This is a genomic window from Methylomonas sp. ZR1, assembly GCF_013141865.1.
Taxonomy (GTDB): Bacteria; Pseudomonadota; Gammaproteobacteria; order Methylococcales; family Methylomonadaceae; genus Methylomonas.
Genome location: NZ_RCST01000001.1, coordinates 1229863 through 1251329 on the forward strand (window position 1 = coordinate 1229863; position 21467 = coordinate 1251329).

General features: G+C 46.8%; 12 protein-coding genes. 3 read left to right on the forward strand and 9 right to left on the reverse strand.

The window, feature by feature from the left end:
* Positions 1–868: 868 nt before the first annotated feature.
* The 3 genes from DDY07_RS05575 to DDY07_RS05585 all read right to left on the reverse strand — a co-directional run bounded on the left by DDY07_RS05575 (position 869) and on the right by DDY07_RS05585 (position 3948).
* On the reverse strand, positions 869–1942 hold the full coding sequence (locus DDY07_RS05575) for a class I SAM-dependent methyltransferase (RefSeq protein ID WP_171695132.1): 1074 nt from the start codon (positions 1940–1942) through the stop codon (positions 869–871).
* 85 nt (positions 1943–2027) lie between these two features.
* On the reverse strand, positions 2028–3089 hold the full coding sequence (locus tag DDY07_RS05580) for a PD40 domain-containing protein (RefSeq protein WP_171695133.1): 1062 nt from the start codon (positions 3087–3089) through the stop codon (positions 2028–2030).
* Positions 3090–3147: 58 nt separating this feature from the next.
* Positions 3148–3948: a class I SAM-dependent methyltransferase gene (locus DDY07_RS05585; RefSeq protein ID WP_171695134.1), complete on the reverse strand. Its 801-nt coding sequence runs from the start codon at positions 3946–3948 to the stop codon at positions 3148–3150.
* A 182-nt stretch (positions 3949–4130) separates the two neighbouring features.
* Between DDY07_RS05585 and DDY07_RS05590 the strand changes: the two genes are divergently transcribed.
* Complete coding sequence (locus tag DDY07_RS05590; RefSeq protein WP_171695135.1) at positions 4131–5021, forward strand: LysR family transcriptional regulator; 891 nt, start codon at positions 4131–4133, stop codon at positions 5019–5021.
* A 117-nt stretch (positions 5022–5138) separates the two neighbouring features.
* Here the strand turns inward: DDY07_RS05590 and DDY07_RS05595 are convergent, their stop codons facing one another.
* From DDY07_RS05595 to DDY07_RS05620, 6 genes are all read right to left on the reverse strand, one after another.
* On the reverse strand, positions 5139–6395 hold the full coding sequence (locus DDY07_RS05595; protein ID WP_171695136.1) for a Y-family DNA polymerase: 1257 nt from the start codon (positions 6393–6395) through the stop codon (positions 5139–5141).
* A gap of 3 nt (positions 6396–6398) precedes the next feature.
* Positions 6399–6896 (reverse strand): LexA family transcriptional regulator, encoded by a 498-nt coding sequence (locus DDY07_RS05600; protein WP_171695137.1) that lies wholly within the window; start codon positions 6894–6896, stop codon positions 6399–6401.
* A 258-nt stretch (positions 6897–7154) separates the two neighbouring features.
* Positions 7155–8123 carry a restriction endonuclease subunit S gene (locus tag DDY07_RS05605; RefSeq protein ID WP_171695138.1) on the reverse strand — a complete coding sequence of 323 codons (969 nt, stop codon included), beginning with the start codon at positions 8121–8123 and terminating at the stop codon, positions 7155–7157.
* A complete protein-coding gene (locus tag DDY07_RS05610; protein ID WP_171695139.1) occupies positions 8116–10014 on the reverse strand; it encodes a class I SAM-dependent DNA methyltransferase in 1899 nt (632 codons plus the stop codon). Before DDY07_RS05610 ends, DDY07_RS05605 begins: the two co-directional genes overlap by 8 nt.
* 104 nt (positions 10015–10118) lie before the next feature.
* Entirely contained in the window at positions 10119–11402 is a 1284-nt protein-coding gene (locus DDY07_RS05615; protein WP_171695140.1) for a hypothetical protein, read from the reverse strand.
* A 98-nt stretch (positions 11403–11500) separates the two neighbouring features.
* Positions 11501–12730 (reverse strand): NYN domain-containing protein, encoded by a 1230-nt coding sequence (locus DDY07_RS05620; protein WP_171695141.1) that lies wholly within the window; start codon positions 12728–12730, stop codon positions 11501–11503.
* A gap of 655 nt (positions 12731–13385) precedes the next feature.
* Between DDY07_RS05620 and DDY07_RS05625 the strand changes: the two genes are divergently transcribed.
* The gene (locus tag DDY07_RS05625) at positions 13386–18677 is read left to right on the forward strand and encodes a DEAD/DEAH box helicase (RefSeq protein WP_171695142.1); all 5292 of its coding nucleotides are present in this window, start codon (positions 13386–13388) and stop codon (positions 18675–18677) included.
* An 11-nt stretch (positions 18678–18688) separates the two neighbouring features.
* Positions 18689–21463: a helicase-related protein gene (locus DDY07_RS05630; RefSeq protein ID WP_171695143.1), complete on the forward strand. Its 2775-nt coding sequence runs from the start codon at positions 18689–18691 to the stop codon at positions 21461–21463.
* Positions 21464–21467: the final 4 nt, after the last annotated feature.

The window sequence follows — 21467 nt, forward strand, 5'->3', positions numbered from 1 at the left end:
GACTGTTTAAGCATTAAAAAATTTGCTATACGTTCCAAGTCCCTTTGCCTTCAATATAGATCAAATATTTGGAAATACCATGAGGTAGCGCACAAAATTGTGTCAAATTTTAAAATGCGATTGATGGAAAAAGCCATTGAGCGATGTCTGTAAGCTTTTTGAAGATATTGTTGGTTAGCGAAACGCCACGTCTGCGGATTTCGATGTAATCATCGTGGGGTAAAGTTGGTCATGAGTTTTGGGGCTTGATTTCGATAAAATGAATTTGGAAAAATTGGCTATATTGCCCATTTATCCTGGTACGTGAATTTTAACGAAAAAACGCTTTAACCATTTTAGCTTTCGCGTATAAAACCTGGCTGTAATTCCATGCAGACTTTAAGTTATGATGCGAATGAATAAATTTTAAGGGCATCCGGTCGTTTTGCTGAGTTAACAGCATATGCCCAAACAACTTTAGCAGTAAGTTCTTTGCAACCGCCATATGTTCGGACGTACTGGTTCATCGATTCCGGTAGGATTAATTCAATATTGAGTTACAGATTATGGAAGTGATGAATTGCTGTAATCGACCCCAAGCTACCGTTACCCGCTTAAATTGAATGTCTCAAAATATGCCAGGATCATTCACTTATTCTGACTTGGAACAGTCAGAATAAGTTTTGGAGAGTGATGTAAGACGATACCATTTGGTGTCGCTGGCTTTTGATTTAGCCATCAGGTTTGGCGGCGGACCGATAGGCTCGAAATTTTTAAGCAAAAGCACGTCAACCTGGTCGGGCCGCCGCACGTTTGTGTTGTACAAAAGCCGTGCGGCCCGCTCTGCAGCGCCTGGTTGTTACACACGGGATGATCGCACCGGCCGTAATTAAAGCCTGGCTTCCAGCACCAGATTCGTCGGCGTCGTAGCAGCACGGCGGACTTGGCTGAAACCGGCGGCATTGAGCACTTCCGTCAGCCGCTTTTGTCCGGCTTGCGCCCCTAATCCCAGGCCGACCTCTTGGGATTTGGACGCCGGTACGCAAACCATGGTCGAGAACGAATAATAGATTTGCCCCAGTGGATGCAGATTCTCTTCAAGACTGTCGCCGGCAAAGGGTTCGACCAGCATCAAAGTACCGCCTTCGGTCAGGGTATTGGCGATATGCGTCGCCGCACCAACCGGATCGCCCATGTCATGCAAAGCATCGAAGATGGTCACCAGATCGTAATGCTTGCCGGGATATTCCTTGGCGGTAACTACCTCAAAAATGGTATTGCTGGCAACGCCAGCAGCGCGCGCCCGTTCGCGGGCGTGTTCAATCGATGGCGCGTGGAAGTCGAACCCGTGGAAAGTGGAGTTGGGAAAGGCCTGGGCCATCAGGATGGTTGACGAACCGTGCCCGCAACCCACATCGGCAACCCGGGCACCGGCGTCCAGTTTGGCGCGTACGCCGTCCAGCGCCGGCAGCCAGTGGTCGATCAGATTCATCGCGTACATGGGCCTGAAGAAGCGCTCGGTGCCGCAGAATAGGCAAGGGCTGTGTTCGCGCCACGGCAGACCGGCACCGGAACGGAATACCTCAGTCAACTTGGGTTCGTCGATATATACCGACATCACCGCCTGGAAAAACCCCTGCATGCAGGCCGGATGACCTTCGGCGGCGAAAATCACTGCCTGTTCCGGCGACAGCGCAAAGGTGCCGGACGCAGCATCGTAGTTCACGTAACCCGCTGCGGCGTTGGCGGACAGCCATTCCCGCAGGTAGCGTTCATCCATGCCGGTGTTGTCGGCCAGTTGCTGGCTGGTCGCCGGGCTGATCTCCAGCAGTGCGCTGTACAGGTCCAGTTTGTCGCCGATATAGGCCATCAGCAGCCCCAACGAACCGGCGACGTCGTTGATGACTTTGCCTTGCAGCTGCTCCAGTTTAGCGGGGTCGATTTCGTTTAAATGCAAGCTCATGTAGTGTTTCCGTGGGTGTGGGTCAGGCAGCTCGGCTGTGTTGCGGCCGAGCCGTGTCTGGCAGGTGGTGGCAGAACGCCTGCGTCTATTTGTTAACGGCTTTGGCCTTGATTTTGGCCATCAAGTTAGGCGGCGGGCCGATGGGATCGAAATTTTTCAGCAGCGGCACGTCATCTTTATTCAGCCACAGTACATCCATGTTATACGAGCCTTGTGGCCCCCAACCGCCGAAGAACTGTTTGCCGTCCGGTGTAAACGACCAGCACATGTCCTCGCCGGCAGTATTGACGGTGTCGCCGAGATTCAGCGGTTCCTGCCATTCGCCCTTGGGATTCTGATGCGAAATCCATTCGTCGTGGCCGCCGCGTGAGCCCATATCGGTACGCATGCTGGTTATCACCAGACTTTTGCCGTCTTTCGACAAGCCGGTCCAATGCAAATGATCGCGGAAGGGCGAGTTGATACGTGACCCCAAACTTTGCGGTTTCTGCCAGGCGCCGTTTTTCTTTTCAACTTTCCAGATGTCACTATCCTGGGTCACGCCCGGCTGTTGGTAGCTGAAATAAATCAGACTGTCCGAGGCGATGATCGGGCAATGTTCCTCACCAGTCGGTGTGTTGAGAGCCGGCAATTCCGTCACCTCGTTCCAGCTTTTCGCGGTTTGCCAGACGCCATCGATTTTTTGTACCACGTATAAATCTCCAGTCGACAGGTTGCCGGCTTGATAACGGGTAAAATAAATCGCGTTGCCATCGTCGGACAGGCTGGGCTCCAATTCCCAGGCTTCGGTGTTGATGGCCGGGCCGACTTTAGGATCGATGCCTGGCCCCAGGGCTATCGGCGTTTGCCATTGGCCATTAACGCTGTGCGCCATCCAGATGTCGAAGCTGTAGGGGTTGCCGGGTGATGCGATGCTCCCCGGCCGCGTCGAGACGAACAACACGGTTTTGCCGTCGGCACTGTAGGTCAATTCAAATTCGGCGGCGTCGGAATTGATCGGCGCACCCAAGCTTTTCGCCAGCGACGGCGCCTGGGCATTGGCGCCGTTTGGCATATCCATGCCGGGCATCGTGTAACACGCGTTCGATGCCAACAGCAGAGCCAATCCGACCATAACAGGATTGAGGTGCAAGGATTTTGTTTTCATAGCAGGTATCTCATGGGTTTTTGTGGTTCTATCAAGAAATGACTGTTGTTTGCTGCGCTCAAGCGTTGGGCTTTTCCGTCTCGAATAAAATGGCTTGCATCGGATAGCGGGTTGGGCCTTCGCCAAACTCTTTTTTGAAAGCTTCGGCCAGTTGCTTAACGATGTCTTCGGGATCGACGCCGCCTCGGTCCCTGATTTCAAAAATCACCGGCGTATAGACTAAGGCCCGCGCAAAAGCCGTCACATCGAAAATATCATAAGCATGGCGCTGGACGGAGATAACAATGGGATCAAAGCCAATTTGAATCAACTGTTCCTTGAGCGGATCGATTTGATGGCAGGACACCGGATCGAACAAAAACTGCGGTGGGTCTGACGGAAAGTATTGTTTGAGGACTTGGTAGCTCAACCTTGCAAAGGGATTGTAGCGTTCAGAATCCCAAACCCGGAACAAATAGCGGCCACCGGGTTTCAAGGTGCGGTAAACCTCGCGAAAGCCTTTGTCGCGATCGAAGAACATGATGCCGAATTGGCACGCCACGGCATCGAAGCTTGCATCGGCAAACGGCAAGGCGGTGGCGTCGGCGTTTTGAAAGATGATCTGCTCGCCAAGCTGAAACTTTTGCCTAGCCACATTCATCATCGAATCGCTAATGTCGATAGCGGTCAAACGCGCTTCTTTCTTTAACCCGTTGCGCAAATGGCGCGTGACGATGCCGGTGCCGGCGGCAATTTCCAGTACGTCCATTGGCGCTTGCTCAGCCACGCGTCTAGCGGTATCGGCGCCGTAATGCTCGAACAGCACCGGCCCCAGATCGCGGTCATATGGTATGACAACCTCATCAACGTAACCAGACATAGTCAATTACCCAAGTTAAACAAATATTTTTGCAACCCAAAGCCTCACAAGCACTTGAATGTCATATGAGTAATCAAGGCCTCTTTAGCAGAGCTTTGAAACAGTAAAAATAATTGTATGACAATACACTAATAATTAAAATGCATAGCCAATGTCGAAATCAGCATAAGGCTTTTGCAAATATGCATAACTTGAATTGGGATGATCTTCGCTACTTCATCGAAGTGGTTCGCTCAGGTAACGTGACCGAAGCAGGCTTAAGGCTTGGCGTTAATCAATCAACCGTAAGTCGTCGGATTGCGCAACTGGAACAGCAATTAGGGAAAGCCTTGTTCGGCCGTACCGCAAAAGGCTGGGTAATCACGCCGGTCGGGGAAAAAGTTGTCATGCTTGCCGAAGACATGGCGAATCGGGCCACGGCCATTCATCGAGAAATCGAAAGCGATTCCGAAAATGTTTCTGGACTCATCAAAGTGGCTGTTTCCGATGTTTGTTCCAGGCGATTTGTGATGCCGGTCATGCGTGATTTCAAACGCGATTATCCTGAGGTCGATTTTGAATTGATTGCAGCTGAAGGCGTCTTAAATCTTGCAAGCAGGGAAGCTGACATTGATATTCATGCCATGACTGAACCACCACAAAATGTAGTCGGCAAGCGTATCTGTAAGCTTGCTTATTCGGTCTATTGTCATCCGTCTTTATTGAAAGACCTTTCGCCAGAAACACCGCCTTGTATCACCTGGACAGGTGACGGGATTACTTTGCCTTATTGGATTAAGAAAAATTTTCCCAAACTCAAGCGGGCGTACCGGACGAATTCCAGCTTAATCATTTATGAGATGTGTCTTGAAGGCTTGGGCTTGGCTTTGTTGCCTTGTTCCGTGGGCGATGAAGTGGACGATTTGGTGCGATTTCCGGTGAAATATATTGAATCCAGCGACGATGTTTGGGTTCTCAGCCACGTTGATTTACGTACCACCGCAAGAGTGCGCATTTTTCGCGACCGCATGGTCGATTTTTTGACCAGCGAAATCGATTTGATGGAAGGACGTAAACCAAATATCAAGTCATAGGATTGAAATTCCGCTTTGAGTGGAGTTTCAGCCATTCAGTAAAAGCTTTTATTGTCCGGTTTTGGCCGAAAAGGTGAATTCGACAGATTCGAGCACGCAATATTGCCCAGTTTCAGCTCAGACCGTGATAGTCAGCAACTCATCCCATTTTGTTGTGTATGAAGGCGACTTAAACTCCTGCCGCATCCGCCAAAGATCACTGACTAATTCACTACCAAAGCGCACGCTGCTTTTACCATGCCGACGATTGATCTTGTCCAATGCAGACATCAATTGATCCGAACGCTCTGCATCTGTAACACCAAATAAAGATAGCTGCCCAACACCGAGGGGTAACAAATCCGGCAATAATACACCCGCTTTCTGATAACTGAAGTTGCGCCGGAAAATGCTTCTCAACCCAGTTTGCGCGGCGTTGATCAGTTTTGATGAGTCGCAGGTTGGGTAATCGAATTCAATGGTCGCGCTATTGCCGAATTGAGGTTTGCTTGTATCGAACGGGCTCGTCTGTATAAAGAGAGTCAACGCATTGGTGGTTAATTGCTGCGCCCGCAGTTTTTCGCCGGCGCGAGTGGCAAAGTAAGTAACAGCGGCCTGTAAATCGTCGTAATCTGTCAACTTAGTGCCGAAGCTACGCGAAGTCATGATTTGTTTTTTCGGCGAAGGCATCTCTTCAAGAGGAATGCAGGAAATACCGGAAAGCTCAGAAACGATTCGTTCAACGACCACGCCAAAAATTTGCCGAATTTGCTTGAGGGGGGAACAGCGAAGTTCCAAAGCATTATGAATGCCCATATCTTGCAACCGTACTTTTAACCTTCTCGAAATTCCCCAGATATCATCAAGGGCTGTAGCTCGAAGCATCTCGTCTGCATCAACATTCCGCCAATCTAAAACGCCACCTGTCGATTTATCCTTCTTTGCTATTCGGTTCGCTAACTTTGCCAATGTCTTCGTCGGCGCAATACCGATGGAAATGGGAATGCCGGTGTACTGCTTAACTATCTTCCCGATATGCATGCAATACTCAGTCAAGTTACCGGGAATACCGGCTAAATCTAAAAAACACTCATCAATCGAATACACCTCGGCTCGTGGTGCAAAACCTGCCAATATGCTCATCACGCGCTGCGACATGTCTCCATAGAGAGCATAGTTACTCGAAAAGACAGCAACATCTTCCTGGCGCAAATACTGCTTAATCTTGAAGTACGGCGCTCCCATTGCCACGCCTAATGCTTTTGCTTCATTCGATCTGGCAATCACGCAGCCATCGTTATTCGACAGCACAACGACTGGCTTGCCATTCAAGTGCGGCTGAAAAACTCGCTCACATGATGCGTAAAAATTGTTACAGTCGGCAATCGCGAACATGGTCTACAGCGAATGAATTACATGGGCAACCACACCCCATATGTGTAAGTCCATTTCTTCGGTGATTAGCAACGGCTTGTAGTCGGCATTTTCAGGCTTTAACCAGACTTGCTGATTTTCTAGCACAAGCCGTTTTACCGTTAGCTCGCCATTAACGACAGCAATTACAATCGAGTCTGATTTGGCTTCCAACGATCGATCAACGATCAGCATATCGCCATTATGGATACCAGCATCTTTCATTGAGTGACCTTGCACGCGTACAAAGAAAGTCGCTGCTGGATGATCAATGTATTGCTGGTTTAAATCGATAGAGGCTTCCAAATGGTCGTCTGCCGGAGAAGGGAAGCCAGCGGGAACCTTTGATGTAAACAGCGGCAATTCGAGCAAAGCTGCAAATTGGCTTGGCTCTAAAATTGGTAGCTCCAAGTTGTCAGTCTTTAGTTGCCAATTGAAAATGCCTGAGAGCTGCTGTGGCAAATTTGAAGTTGAAATGATCATCGTCGTACCTGGTTAGGGGTATGGGCTAATGATGTTACACCAAAAATAGGCCCGTTCTTAACTTGTTCTTGGTTGGTTTTTTGATTCAGTTGTAAAACGTTGCTTCAGCTGGCAGCAACCGGTATTTTAAATAGCTGAAGTCGTCGTGACACGAACGAGAATTACACTTGCACGATTAAAGCAGTACCGAAGATTTAACGCTAACGAGAAAGAACTTGGGTTGACCACCGACACTAGTTTCAGTCGCAAGCTGTTTAACTATGCGGCAATTTTGAAATCAACTACATCCCATTTGATTGTGAATTGATTTTCAATGGTTTTCATATAATCTTCAATCGTTTGCCAATCAATTTGACCGTCTTCTACTGGCAATTTGATGGTGGTTTTTTTCAAGTTTTCCAAAGACCACTTGCGGCCATAGGAATACTTGGTTTTACCTTCTGTTCTCAACAATGCGCTTAGATACACCGCTACGTTTTTAGTGATTGGTTTTTTGGGTTTTAAAACCACAACATCGGAAGTCGCAATGAATGGTTGGTCTTGATAAAAACAAGCGCCGACACTGCCATTAACAGCCAGTGTTATGCAGGGTGATTTAACGGTTGGCTCATAGTTGGTATAAGCAGTCACGCCGTTGTTTTGTTCACTTGAACTGACAACAAGCGTGTTGCCTTCTTCCAGTGTCATTTCGTTAATGGGCTCAGACTTGCCGCGCTCGATGTCGAAAACGTCAGTAAGCGCAACATCCACCCACTTCGATAGATCAATACTCATGTCTGCTGGTTGATACTGCACTTGGCCTTTTTTGGTGTCATAGACCCATGCAGGGATTTCGTGCTTATCGGGTAACTCAATTAATTTAATAGTTCTATCTGGATTTCTTCCATACGAATATTTTGACTTATTCGACCTAATACAAGCCGCATAATATAAAATCTCATTAATTGTCATTGGGGATTTTGGCGTTAAAACCGCCATATTGTCGCTTGTGTAATACGGCTTGCTTTGATAGAACGCTTCTAAAATTGAGCCTCTTAAAGAAACGGATAGTGTATTGGCTGGATTTATATTTACATTTTCTTGAAATTCAATAAAAGCCGTTACACCATTATTCTTTTCAGTTCTGGCAACATAAGGATATATTCCAGTTCTTTTTGTTTCATCTACATCTGATAGATTTAAAACAAAACCAGATTTAATGTGAAACAATTCGCTCAACTTAGCCATAACGCACCCCCTGTTTGTTCAACAGCTCATACGCCATTAGCTTTAAAATTTGCTGCTCGAACACATCTTGCGTGATGCTGGCATAGTCGATGGTCATGTAAGCTTCACAACACCATTCCATGCGCTCATTGACGTATTCTTTGGCAGTAAAGCCATTCTGAACGATACCCAGACGGTAAGCATCTAGCCATCTTTGCAGAATGCCAGCATATTTACCGTATTTATCACACCGGCCTTGGGTTTTGGTTTTCACAAATCCGTCATCCTTCCAGAAGCCAAAAAATGTCGGTCTAGTAGGTTTTACCACTTCGACAGGCTTGTTATTAATGGTATCTATGACAAGCTGTCCATGTGGTCTGTGCGCCGTAAATACCATAATGCATGTCACTGTGCCGACTGGATAAAACAGTTCGTCCGGCATAGAAAACACTGCATCCAGCGTATGGCTTTTAAGAATATTTTGTCGCTGTTCAATGCGAATGCTCGACATTTCAATGGCACATGAAATAGGCACAATCGCTACCAGCTTACCGTTGGGTTGCAACATATCCAAGGACTGCTTGATGAACGCCAGTTCACTTTCTTTTGTGTCCTTTTGAGAATATGGTGGATTTATTAAAGCTACGGTTGGTTTGAGAGCTTTTACTTGTTTCTGAATGTTTACATCAAAACAGGAGCCATGAAACATATTGGATTTACCATCATGGCGCAAAATCATGTTCGAGCAGGCTAAAGTAAACATGTGAGGATTTTGTTCGATTCCTATTAGTTGGCTTTTTTTAATTCTTTCGATAATGGCAGAGTTTCCATTAGCTTTATCAATCATATTCTTCATAGCCGAAATTAGAAATGCTCCAGTGCCGGTGCATGTATCCAAAACAACAGAATCAACATTGATTTCAGCAAGATCACAGAAAAGCTCGGTTATGTGTCTGGGCGTTAAGACAATGCCGAGACCTTGCTTATCACCGCCGGTATATTTTAAAAATTCGTTGTAAAAATTACCTATAACATCATAGGAAGTTTCTGAAAATCTAAATTCGTCGAACAAAAAGCATACTTTTTCCAATATGTACTTCAAATGTTCTATAACATTAGGGTTGTTTCTGATGAAGGAGAAATTCGCCATCATCATGTCGGCTTTATCTTTAGCTACCTGAAGAGTATGAACTAATGTGTTTTCTATAGTATTTAATGTATAACTAGACAAAGCCTCTTTGTTGGTTTTTGACTTATATGAAATTACGAATGATTCTTCTTGTAGTGCCAGCAAACAAGCTGAAATCAATAATGGTTTTTCTTGTTCTGAGAGCTTCATCATATCTCTCAACTCATTATGCAAAATCGGGAGCTCTTTCTGTATGTTAGCAATAATTATTGCTTCGTTTGGCTGATAATCATTTTGATGAATTAGCTTAATGTAGTCCTTTGCAGATAATAGAGCTTGATTCTTTAATCGAGCTATTTTTCCTTTTTTTGTTACGAATGTAGATATTTTTAAAGTATCTTTGCAAGAGCCAGAAACAGCGACGCCAATAGCATTGTATTCCTTCATTACAGACGCCATGTAGTGAACAACCCCATCCACGGCGTAATCTTTTGCTATTAAATTATTAACATCCACCTCATCAAAGACATCTTTGTATGAGTTTTTGCTTTCGTGGTACTTCGCATCTTTTTTTATTTCAATTATCAACAAATCAGAGGATATGCCGTTAAGTTTTACAGTAAACTCTGGTTTTCCTCTTCCAGCTTTGCCGCCAGATTTACTTTTCAATAGTCTCTGAATGTTTTTATCATTAGACCCTTGATAGTTTATTTCTTTATAGCCAAGGTCTTTTAGAATATCTTCAACGTAGCGCTCAACTTCCCTTTCATTTGTCATTGCCATATTATTATTTTTCAGTAAATAATAATATTTTATATTGACATTGCTTCTATGTTAATAATTGTGGCTATATTTAAAATATATCTAACAAGCTTTGTTGGGTGTATTTATATCGAATCCAATTCAATTTGCGTTGCTGATGCCTTCACGATTTTAAGGTTATCTTTCGACCAGCTATGCTTTTCTTGGAATTTATTCACGACATAATCATCTTTCCCGTGAGAAAAAATATTCTGTAGGTTGCCGAGAACACTTTCGGCAAAAGGATCGACAACGATAATTTGCTTGTCTTTATTGCAACGTATCAGATCATTGAAATGCTCGTCCGCATAATTGAACGAGTATCCGACGACAACGATTCGTTTTGCATCCTGGAAGGCTTGTTTGGATCGGTACCATACTTCAATAAAAGCATTTGATAGCACTGGCTTCATTTTCAATGGCGGAACTATTGATGGTACAACGCAATTCGGCCTTTTGTTTTTGCCAAATGTGGTGTTGGCTTGAACGGTTTCTGAAAAGAATTTTGGTATATCAAGGTTTGCATAACCATCTACAGTTACGAGCTGGCGATCCCGCATTCTGATGAAGCTGTCTAGGCCACCATGAAAATAGTGTGCTTTATCGCCTTTTATCCGTCTAGCAAAAGACGTGTAATTAAGGGTAACTAAGTCCCATTCATTTGGAACACTTGAGTAAAACGGCATGTTGTCATGAGCCACGCCTTGTTCGCAGTGTTTCAAGTAGGCCCACAATGTCCATGATAAGTACATGTAAGTCTTCATTTGGGATTCATTATTGGTATAAAAACCAATAAAACTATCCATCAACAGCCGCTCAAAATCCATCAAGTTACCGCGAACGTGTTTTAGAATCCGGTGGTTGGGTTCTTCTAAGCTGCGCTCGAAAATTGCCCGCATGACATTGTTAAAAACGTCGGTAAACGTTAGTTTTGGCAATTGAATGATGTTATCGTCTTCGACTGATATAGTCCCTTCGAATACTTCATTGATTAGAGCTTCTGTTTCGTTATCAAGCTTTACATCGTCTTGCAGTTTCTGGATTTTGATGAGCAAGGCAATAATCAATCTACCGAGTTTTGCATCTTTATCATCAAGGTGTTCATCTTTTAACTCCTGTCCAATTCGATCAACAATATCGGCAACTTGTCCACGAAACTCATTCGAAAGTTTTTCAACTGCTTCTTTTACAAATTTATCGTAACTAAATCGGAGATTCGGGATTATTTGTCGAAGAGTGGCTTCAATTTTCTGTCCATCATCAGTTGATTTGAGAAATGCGCGAATTTTGGGCACTAATTCGGCAGCAAGAGGCATATCAATCCCTTCGCTTTTATCGACACCAGCACCGCATACCAACACTGTTTTCATTCCACCTTCCTCGGTAAAGCCAAAATCTGTTTAAAAATTGCATTTCTATAATTCGTTAATGCACCATCGCATACTGCATCTGCTGTTGAACGTAACCGCTATTTTTCACCAATTATCTTTTTGATATTGTCTTTACTAATCGTGGACATGGTGAGCTTTTTAAGTTCTTTGGCTTTTAATTCAAAGTCGTTGACTTTCTTAAGTTCTATCAATGTCGAAATAATCAGCTTATCTAATTTCAACAAAAAATCCTTTAAAGCGATTTTTTTTACTCGAATAGCATCTGTCCCATCTTTCTGCTTTTCGGTATACACCAAATCCATCCTTACAAACAAAGTAAATGCCTTATTGATATCGGTTTTCGAAAGATGGTTATCAATTTTATGGCATTCAACAAAAACAGTTTCGCGAAGAGTGGACAAATCGGAACATGCTTGTTTATTTGTGCAAGCCTGTTTATAGATTTTCTTGATGGTATCTGCGCTGATCAGGCGCATATTGTGTTTGCTCAGTAGGCTTTTATATAAATCGGCTGAAGCGGGTTTGGGTGCAGTTGTTTTTGTTTTGCTGGGCATCAATGACGCATAGTTAACGGTTCCAACTTTATTCAAGTGGACGCCTTTGGTCGCTTTAAGGAAGTCTGTAAAAGTTTTAAACCCGTAGTCACTTTCCTTAAAATCCGCCACTTTCTGTTTCAAAGTATTTTTTAGCTGTGAAGTGTTGACTGCATCCGGTGTCGCTTTCAATTGCTGAATGACAAGCGACTGCGCTTCGGCAAGTGATAAACAAGGTTGAGAGCCTTGGGTTATCGTTGTGTTTTGGGATGAGTCCTGTGGTGAAGCCACATCCACTGATGATGCGACGAGTTCAGGTGAGCATTCATCCGTATAAATAAAACGACTGCACGATGTTTTGACGCATTCGCTCAAAGTTGAATGCCGACCAACACCGATCACTTCTTTGTCCATTTCTCGTAAACGGCGAAATACAGGACTGAAGTCCGAATCACCCGTGACTAAAACAAAATAATTGATATTGGGAAGTTGCCATGCACATTCGATGACATCGACTGTCATCTGGATGTCGGCAGTATTTTTACCGGTGACAGGGTGGTAGCAATGAATCAGTTCAAATCCATTCTGATTGATAGATGCCTGATGCATAGCCAATTGGGGGCGGCTCCAAACGCCGTATGCCCGACGAATGATGATTTGGCCTAGCTGTTTCAGTTCTTCTATTAATAGTGTAACGCCATCGTTTTTGATCCAGTTGGTGACATTTTCTGCGTCGATGAATACCGCAATCCTATTGGCTTTTTGAGTGGTCATTTTTTTTGTTATTTGGATCGACTTCCATTTAGGGTGAGTTGATAGCTTACATAGTCTAGCATTCAGGGCGCGTGTTCAAAAATGCTCGCTCCGGTCTTCACAGTATTTGACAAGTTTTCTGCGCGAAACCCAAAAAGGCCAGAGCATTTTCGCCACATATCGTGTTAAAGACTACCGGCGTGGGACTGGCAAGTTTCACCGAATAATGTTTTGGGGAAATCAGTCCATCGAAAAAGTTGACCGCTGAGGCTCTGAGATCAAAGTCTGATCTCTCACCTTTTTATCCCAAGAAAACCAGCTTGCTGCTTACTGATCGGCCATCAAGCAAGAATCGAAATCTTAGAATGGATGTAAATCTTCCGATCGGTGACGCGCGATATGTCAGTGCCCATAGTAGACAATTAGAGTGGACAAATACTCTAGAAGGATAGCATCAAGACGACAAGCAATGCATTTCCAAAACGATCCTGGCTAGAATCTGTAAGCCCAAATAGCACGTAGAATTAACCCACTTGACAGTTTAATAATGGAATTTGGCTCTTCATGATGTAAATTAGTCAGAATTTGTGTTTGCGGCTCTTGCTCTGATTTTGTATGTGTCGTTGAGCACAACACAGTCTTACAAAAATAATCGAATGGATGCTGTCACGCCAACATGAAGAACGTATTTGATTTTCGAGACGAATTGATATCGGACTATAGCTCCTTCTCTCGCAGCTTTACCCGCATCGCAGCCACAGACATCATTGAAAAAGTCGAAGCCGAATACAAAGACGGTCGCTACTGGCCCAAAGCTCTGATTCAGATCAACCCGAACTACAAACGGCAATCGACAGTACAAGAGCTGGCTGAACAAGGCATTTTGCACAAGCAATGCGCCGACATCTTTCAAGTTGGCAAACAGGAAAAAAATCCGCAACCACTTCATCTCTACATCCATCAGCTACAAGCAATCGCCAAAGCACAGTCAGGTCAAAGCTATGTGGTCACAACCGGTACGGGTTCCGGTAAATCACTATCGTTTTTTATTCCGGTCATCGACAAAATCCTGAAAGAAAAGGCCTTAGACCCAATCGCTCGCACCAGAGCCATTGTCATTTACCCCATGAACGCGCTGGCCAACAGCCAGCTCGAAGAGTTGAATAAATTTCTTGAAGGCTACAGCCCCACGGAGCAGCCTTTCACCGTGGCGCGTTACACCGGTCAAGAAAGCACAGCGGAACGCGAGGCCATTGCCGCCAATCCACCGGATATTCTGCTCACCAACTTCATGATGTTAGAACTGATTCTGACGCGCTTTGAAGACACAGATCGCCGTGTTGTCGAGCATTGCAAGGGACTCAATTTTTTGATCCTTGATGAGCTGCATACTTATCGTGGCCGCCAAGGCGCGGATGTCGCATTATTAGTACGTCGATTACGTGAGCGACTGCAAGCTAATCAATTAATTTGCATTGGTACGTCTGCCACGATGTCGAGCACCGGCAGTGTATCGGATCAAATGCAAACGGTTGCCGAAGTATCCAGCAAGTTGTTCGGCGCGGCCATCTCACCAAACGACATCATCCGCGAGACCTTGGAGCGTGTTACCGATCCGTCTAAAGATGTTTCATCGATAAAAGGTCAATTATCGGATTGTTTGGCTAACTCAGAGTTTTCATGGCCGACTTTTGAAGCATTTAGACAAGACCCGCTTGCGATTTGGGTTGAATTGAATTTAGGTATTGAGCTGCCATTGGACGGAGAGCCGCATCGCGCCAAACCTATTAGCTTGTCGGAAGCATCCAAACGTTTGGCGCAAGATGCCGATTGTTCAGAAGAGGTTGCCAAAGCTGGTCTACAAAAATTTCTGATCGCAGTTCAACACGAAGTCGTAACGCCCCAAGGCCGGTCGCCGTTTGCTTTCAAACTGCATCAATTCATTTCCGGCCCCGGAAAAGTACATGCGACACTGGAATCTCCAAGCAATAGGCATATCACGCTAGATGCCCAACGCTTTGCGCCAGGCCGTCAATCGGAGTCGGTGCTGTTGTACCCAGCCCATTTCTGTAGAGAATGCGGGCAGGAATACCATCCGGTGTGGCGGGAAGAACAAGGTGGGGTTATATACCGGCCAAGGGAAATTGACGACATCAGCTCGGACGATAACGATGACATCAAATTCGGTTTTTTATGTCCCGCAAATTCCAACCAGCAATATCAAGGACAACTCGAAGAATTGCCTGAAATCTGGCTCGACCTGACCAAATCACAACCCAAAATTAAACCTGGCTATCGAAAAGTCATTCCCATCGCTACGAGGGTCGATGCACAAGGCAACGAAGGCCGTGGCGAACACTATTGGTTTATTCCAGGTAAATTCAGATTTTGCTTGCATTGCGGCTTCGTCAATGAAGCCCATGGCAAAGACATCAACCGACTCGCCAGCCTGTCCGGTGAGGGCCGTTCATCTGCGACAACGATGCTAACGCTCAGCGCTTTACGGCAACTTTTTGAAGAAACAGAATTACCGGAAGGACTTCCCGATCCAAGAAAATTACTCGGCTTTACGGACAATCGGCAGGATGCGGCGCTGCAGGCCGGTCACTTCAATGATTTTGTGTTTTTGCTGACGTTGCGAGCGGGCTTACTGGCGGGATTGCAAATCAATAGCGGTTTATTAAATGAAGAAAACTTGGCAGATGAAGTCTTCAAGGCACTTGGCTTTAATGGAGCCGATGCAGCTACTTTACGCGAATATTTACGCACACCCAAACTCATGGGACTAGCCAGGACTGAAGCCCAGCGTACACTACGCTTCATTCTAGGCTACCGCCTATTGCGCGATTTACGAAGAGGTTGGCGGTTCAATAACCCAAATCTCGACCAATTGAATTTATTGGTCATCCAATATCGCAGCCTAGATGAATTTTGCGCGGATGATTCAGTGTTCGGGCAACCAGGTTCGATTTTGCATAGCCTGTCTCCAGATAATCGGGCAGCATTCTGCCAATTGGTGTTCGATGAAATGCGTTGGGCTCTTTGTCTGGAAAGCCGTTACCTGGATGCTGTCGAACAAGACAAAGCCAAAACCAGTGCTCATCAATATCTGAATGAACGCTGGGCTTTTGTGCCTGATGAGACGCTGGCTACGTCAAAATACCTTATTCTCGGTAAACGCCCCGAATACAAAGGCAAACCACGCGCCGATCTTGTAAGTGCTGGCCCTCGTTCCCGTATCGCTAAGCAAATCAAACGAGCACAATTTTGGAAAGACTCGCCATTTGCTCATCAGGTTTCCTGCTGGAAGGAACAGGAATTTGTTGACATACTTGAATCTTTATTACAAGCGGCGGCCAATTATGGCTATGTTCATAAGCACACCATCGATAGCTCAATTTTAGGCTGGCGATTGAATGCAGCCGCGATGGATTGGTGCACACCGCAACCATCAGAATCTGCCGACTCAAGCAAATCCAACTCATTTTTCCGTCAGCTTTATCTGGTCATGGCGGAGATGCTTAAATTGCCTAGCCACCCGTTATTTGACTTCGAAGCGCATGAGCACACCGCACAAGTCGATGCGGCGCGTCGTCAATTATTGGAACAACGCTTTCGCTTTACCGATAAAGACCGGCAAGACTGGGCTAACGATCCTTCTCACGAAGCGCCTTTGGAGCGCTTACCGGTAATGTTTTGCTCACCGACCATGGAGTTGGGTGTCGATATTTCTGCTTTGAATACCGTTTACCTGCGCAATGTGCCGCCCACTCCAGCAAATTACGCGCAAAGAAGCGGTCGTGCCGGACGTTCCGGCCAACAAGCGCTAGTCATCACGTATTGCGCAGCTCAAAGCCCCCATGACCAATGGTTTTTCCATAATGCCGACAAAATGGTGCATGGCATCGTCAAACCGCCTACGCTCGATTTGGCAAATCGTGATTTAGTAGAAAGCCATTTACATGCCGTCTGGCTTGCATGCTGCGAGATTGAACTCGATAGCAGTATCGCACCATTGATTGATCTGGAACAAGAAGGTAAACCGATCAAGCCAGAGTTGCTAGCAAGATTTACCAATCCCGATGTGCTCGCTAAGGCCAAACAATCGGCCCAGCGCGTGATCGATCAACTGGAATCCGAGATCAAAAATTCAGGCTGGTTTCATGAAGGTTTTGTAGAGCAGATCATCAACGACTCACCGCAAGCCTTTACCGCTGCTATCGACCGTTGGCGTAACCTGTTCGAAGCGACTCGCAAGCAGATGGACATGAGCGACAGCATCGTTAAAAGTCATACTGCATCCAATAGTGATCGAGAGAATGCGCGTCGACGTTATGGGGATGCTGCTCGGCAATATTCGATATTGCTCAAAAGCAGCAACACACAAAATTCGGATTTTTATACTTATCGGTATCTTGCCAGCCAAGGATTCTTGCCAGGTTACAACTTCCCGCGTCTGCCCTTAATGGCATGGATTCCAGCCCGTGGCGGTGCTACCAGCAATGGCAAGGATGATGAGGGCTCGATGGTCAGTCGTCCGCGCTTTTTGGCGTTGTCCGAATTTGGACCCCGCAGCTTGATCTACCATGAAGGTCGCATGTACCGCGTCGTTCGGGCTAAGCTCAATGTCGGTTCGTCCGACCATGTATCTAGCAATAGCTCCCTTGGGACCGTTTCCGCACTGGTTTGTAGTCAATGTGGTTACGGCCACTTGGGTGACGAAAACGGTTCGGCGCCGCTAGAAAATCGCTGTGAAAACTGCGACGCCTTACTGACGGAAAGCGATTGGGTCAACCAGCTCTACCGCATCGAAACCGTCGAAACCCTGCCGGTCGAGCGCATTTCGATTAACGACGAAGAACGCCAACGTCAAGGTTTTGAGCTACAAACAACTTATAGATTTTTGCCTGGCACAATCGGCGAACAGCAGAAACAATTGGCAAAAGTCATCCATAACAACGAAACCCTGTGCGAAATTACCTATTCGCCAGCGGCTCGGATTTGGCGGATAAATCGCGGTTGGAGACGGCGTAAAGATAAAAACCAATTGGGTTTTTATATCAACCCGATTACAGGTGTCTGGAGCAAACAAGACGATCCGAACCAGGATGATGACAGCGGTAACGAAGAGGCACTATTAGATAAAGTCTCGCCCCAGCGCATCGTGCCTTTCGTCGAGGACCATCGCAATGTCTTGATCTTGACCCCCAATCCATCGCCAACCCCTTTATCCATTGAGGCCATGGCGACATTGCAATCGGCGCTAAAACGCGGCATCGAGCAAACCTTCCAGATCGAAGAAGCCGAACTCGTAGTCGAGCCACTGCCCAATACTGATGATCGATTGGCCTTGCTGTTTTATGAGGCCGCCGAAGGTGGAGCAGGTGTTTTGACACGCTTGATTAGCGAGCCAACCAGTTTGTCTTGGGTTGCTAAAGCCGCATTGAATTTGATGCACTTCGACAATGTCGATCAGGCCACCGACTTGGATACACTGCTGCAACTGGAAAGGAAAAATCCAGTCGGCGAAAGCACGTGTGAAGCCGGTTGTTACCAATGCTTGCTGTCGTATTTCAATCAGCCGGATCATGAAAATATAGACCGCCGCAACCAGGATGCACTGAAGATTCTTATCGGTTTGGCACACGCCACGGTAATTCCGGCAGAACCGACATCCAATGTTGAACAAGTGCCAAGCGCTGAATCAAGCTTGATCGAACAATGGCTTGCAGCGTTGCAACAAGCTAACCTTAGGCAGCCGGACGCAATCGAGGTGCCAATTAACCAAGGTCAAGCAACTGCCGCCGGACACTTTAAAGCCCAGCGGGTTTTAGTGTTCATCGAAGCGATTAGCGACGAATTAAAAAATCAATTACAAGATAAAGGCTGGCAAGTGCTGGATTTCTCAGCGCAAGATCAATGGCCCAGCCTATTTGTCCAATACGCCGATCTCATCGGTAAAAAATAAGAGAACATCGCATGAATATGCCTGCCGCCAATTTTAGTATTGGTAACCTCGTTCGCGCTCGTGGTCGCGAGTGGGTGGTACAACCCGAATCTAAAGCCGACTGGTTACGACTACGGCCATTAGGTGGTGCGGATGATGAAATCATTGCCCTGATACCGGAGCTGGAATTTCAGCAGGTCGAACCGGCTACCTTTCCTTGGCCTGATCCCGAAAAACCAGGTAACCATGCGGCTGCATTATTGTTACGTGACGCCTTGCGCTTGAAATTACGTGCCGGTGGCGGCCCGTTTCGTTCCTTTGGCAATATCGCAGTCGAACCGCGAGCCTACCAACTGGTGCCCTTATTGATGGCTTTACGCCTGACCACCGTTCGGCTACTGATTGCCGATGACGTGGGTATTGGTAAAACTATCGAAGCAGGCTTGATCGTTCGCGAGTTGATGGATAGAGGCGAAATCAACCGTCTAGCGGTACTGTGTCCACCTCACTTGGTTGATCAATGGCAAAGCGAATTGGCCGAACGCTTCAATTTGCAAGCAGTCGCGCTAACCTCGGCTAGTGCTGCTCGCATTGAGCGTGACTTGCCTCATGGTGTTAGCCTGTTTGACCATCATCATTGTGTTGTCGTGAGTTTGGATTACATCAAAAGCGAACGTCATCGCGAACATTTTCTAACCATCGCGCCGGAATGTGTCATTGTTGACGAAGCCCATACCTGCGCCAGTAGTGGTCAGGGTAAACAATTGCGCTTCGAGTTGTTGCAACGACTGGTTGCCGATGAAGAACGTCATTTGCTGCTGCTCACCGCCACGCCGCATTCCGGCGACGAAGCGGCTTTCTATAACTTGCTGTCTTTGCTTAATCCCAAATTCGCTGAGCTACAACACAAAACATCCGCTAATGATCCGTTAAGACAAGAACTAGCTCGCCATTTCGTGCAGCGCCGCCGTAAAGACATAGACGAATGGCACGATACGCGTGGATTTCCTAAGCGCATGACTACTGAAATCACTTATCAACTCAGTGGTGCTTGGGGGCAATTTTTCGATGACGTGCAAAGCTATTGCCGCGAGTTGGCGGAATCGGTGGAAGCAGCGGGCAACGGTAATGCCCGCCTGATCTGGTATGCCACACTTGCTCTGCTGCGCTGTGTCGCTTCATCACCTGCGGCAGCGGTGAAGGCATTAAATACCCGTTTAGCCGGAGCGTTGGATAACGACAGTTGTCTGAGCGATGATCGCTTGTACGATGGTCAAGCCGACAATTTGGCCGGTAGCGATTTGGAGCCACCCGCGCAATGGCAAGATGTCGGCAGATTGCAAGACCTGATCTCCCAAGCCGAAAGCCTGAGCGGTAAATCCGGTGACCCCAAGCTGGCGATACTTATCGAGCACATCAGACATCTACTCGAAGAAGGTTATCACCCCGTCGTATTTTGCCGTTACATCGCCACCGCTCATTATGTGGCCGAACAACTGCGCAAACAGTTTCCCGCGATTACCGTGGAATCGGTAACCGGCGAATACACGCCGGAAGAACGTGAGCAACGCGTGCAAGCCATGGAAGAGGCAGATCAACGCCTTCTGGTGGCAACCGATTGCTTGTCGGAAGGGATCAACTTGCAACATCTTTTTACCGCCGTAATCCATTACGACCTTGCTTGGAATCCAACCCGACACGAACAACGTGAGGGTCGCGTCGATCGATTTGGTCAGCAAGCGCCGCAAGTGCGCTGTTCAATGCTGTATGGCCAAGACAATCCGGTTGATGGATTTGTCTTGAATGTCATTCTGCGTAAAGCCGAGGCCATTAAACAAGAACTCGGCGTCTTGGTGCCAATGCCGGAAGACGAAACCCGCATCAATCAAGCACTAGTCAAAGCCGCCTTGATGAGACGCGGTGAATCCAACAAAGCGCCCAAACAGTTCAGCCTGTTTGATTTCGGCGAAGCCGAAGAGCCATTGAAGCCTTTGCAGGCCCAATGGCATGACGCACTGGAAAAAGCCAAAACCAACCGCACAGTGTTTGCTCAGCGCCGTATCCGCCCCGAAGAAGTCATGCCGGAGTGGGAAAAGCAGCAAGCCGCATTAGGCACCGAGGAAGATGTCAAACGCTTCGTGCAAACCGCTTGCGCCAGGCTGAATGCGCCGCTAGAAGTCGGTAAACGCAATAACTACAAACTGTTGCCGCAACACTTCCCAGAAATTTTCAAACAACGACTGGCTGACGAAGGCATTGAAAAGCCCTTACTGCTGAATTTTACTGAATTGCACCGTAGCCATCCTGTCGTCACCTTGTTGGCGGAACATCTGCTGGAAGAAGCGCTGTTAGGTGAAAAGCCTTTGGCCGCCCGCTGTGCAGCCACCGTCACCGAAGCCGTTGATGTTGTCACGACGTTGTACTTGCTGCGCTTACGCCATCAACTCAGTTATGTGCGCCGTCGCCAACCCTATCAATTGATGGCTGAAGAAACTGTGACTTTAGCGGTCCGCGGGCGCAGCCAACCTGAATGGCTGATCAATGAAAATGCCGCTGTTTTGCTCAAATGCCAGCCCAGCGGCAACTTGCCTGCTGAGGTGATGCAACGCGAAGTTAGGCAAGCCCTGGATTTCATCCAATCGCAATCAAGCCGAATCGAAGAGTTGGCTCAGCAACGTGCTGAAGCCTTGCTTTCAGATCATCGTCGCGTGCGCGAAGCGGCCCGCGATGTCGGGCAATACAATGTCAGTCCTTGTTTGCCAGTGGACATCATAGGCGTTTATGTCCTGTTACCAGACGCCCTGTAAGGAA

Coding starts and splice junctions, on each gene's coding strand:
- DDY07_RS05575 (WP_171695132.1), bottom strand. CDS start 1,942: ATGAGCTTGCATTTAAACGAAATCGACCCCGCTAAACTGGAGCAGCTG.
- DDY07_RS05580 (WP_171695133.1), bottom strand. CDS start 3,089: ATGAAAACAAAATCCTTGCACCTCAATCCTGTTATGGTCGGATTGGCT.
- DDY07_RS05585 (WP_171695134.1), bottom strand. CDS start 3,948: ATGTCTGGTTACGTTGATGAGGTTGTCATACCATATGACCGCGATCTG.
- DDY07_RS05590 (WP_171695135.1), top strand. CDS start 4,131: ATGCATAACTTGAATTGGGATGATCTTCGCTACTTCATCGAAGTGGTT.
- DDY07_RS05595 (WP_171695136.1), bottom strand. CDS start 6,395: ATGTTCGCGATTGCCGACTGTAACAATTTTTACGCATCATGTGAGCGA.
- DDY07_RS05600 (WP_171695137.1), bottom strand. CDS start 6,896: ATGATCATTTCAACTTCAAATTTGCCACAGCAGCTCTCAGGCATTTTC.
- DDY07_RS05605 (WP_171695138.1), bottom strand. CDS start 8,123: ATGGCTAAGTTGAGCGAATTGTTTCACATTAAATCTGGTTTTGTTTTA.
- DDY07_RS05610 (WP_171695139.1), bottom strand. CDS start 10,014: ATGGCAATGACAAATGAAAGGGAAGTTGAGCGCTACGTTGAAGATATT.
- DDY07_RS05615 (WP_171695140.1), bottom strand. CDS start 11,402: ATGAAAACAGTGTTGGTATGCGGTGCTGGTGTCGATAAAAGCGAAGGG.
- DDY07_RS05620 (WP_171695141.1), bottom strand. CDS start 12,730: ATGACCACTCAAAAAGCCAATAGGATTGCGGTATTCATCGACGCAGAA.
- DDY07_RS05625 (WP_171695142.1), top strand. CDS start 13,386: ATGAAGAACGTATTTGATTTTCGAGACGAATTGATATCGGACTATAGC.
- DDY07_RS05630 (WP_171695143.1), top strand. CDS start 18,689: ATGAATATGCCTGCCGCCAATTTTAGTATTGGTAACCTCGTTCGCGCT.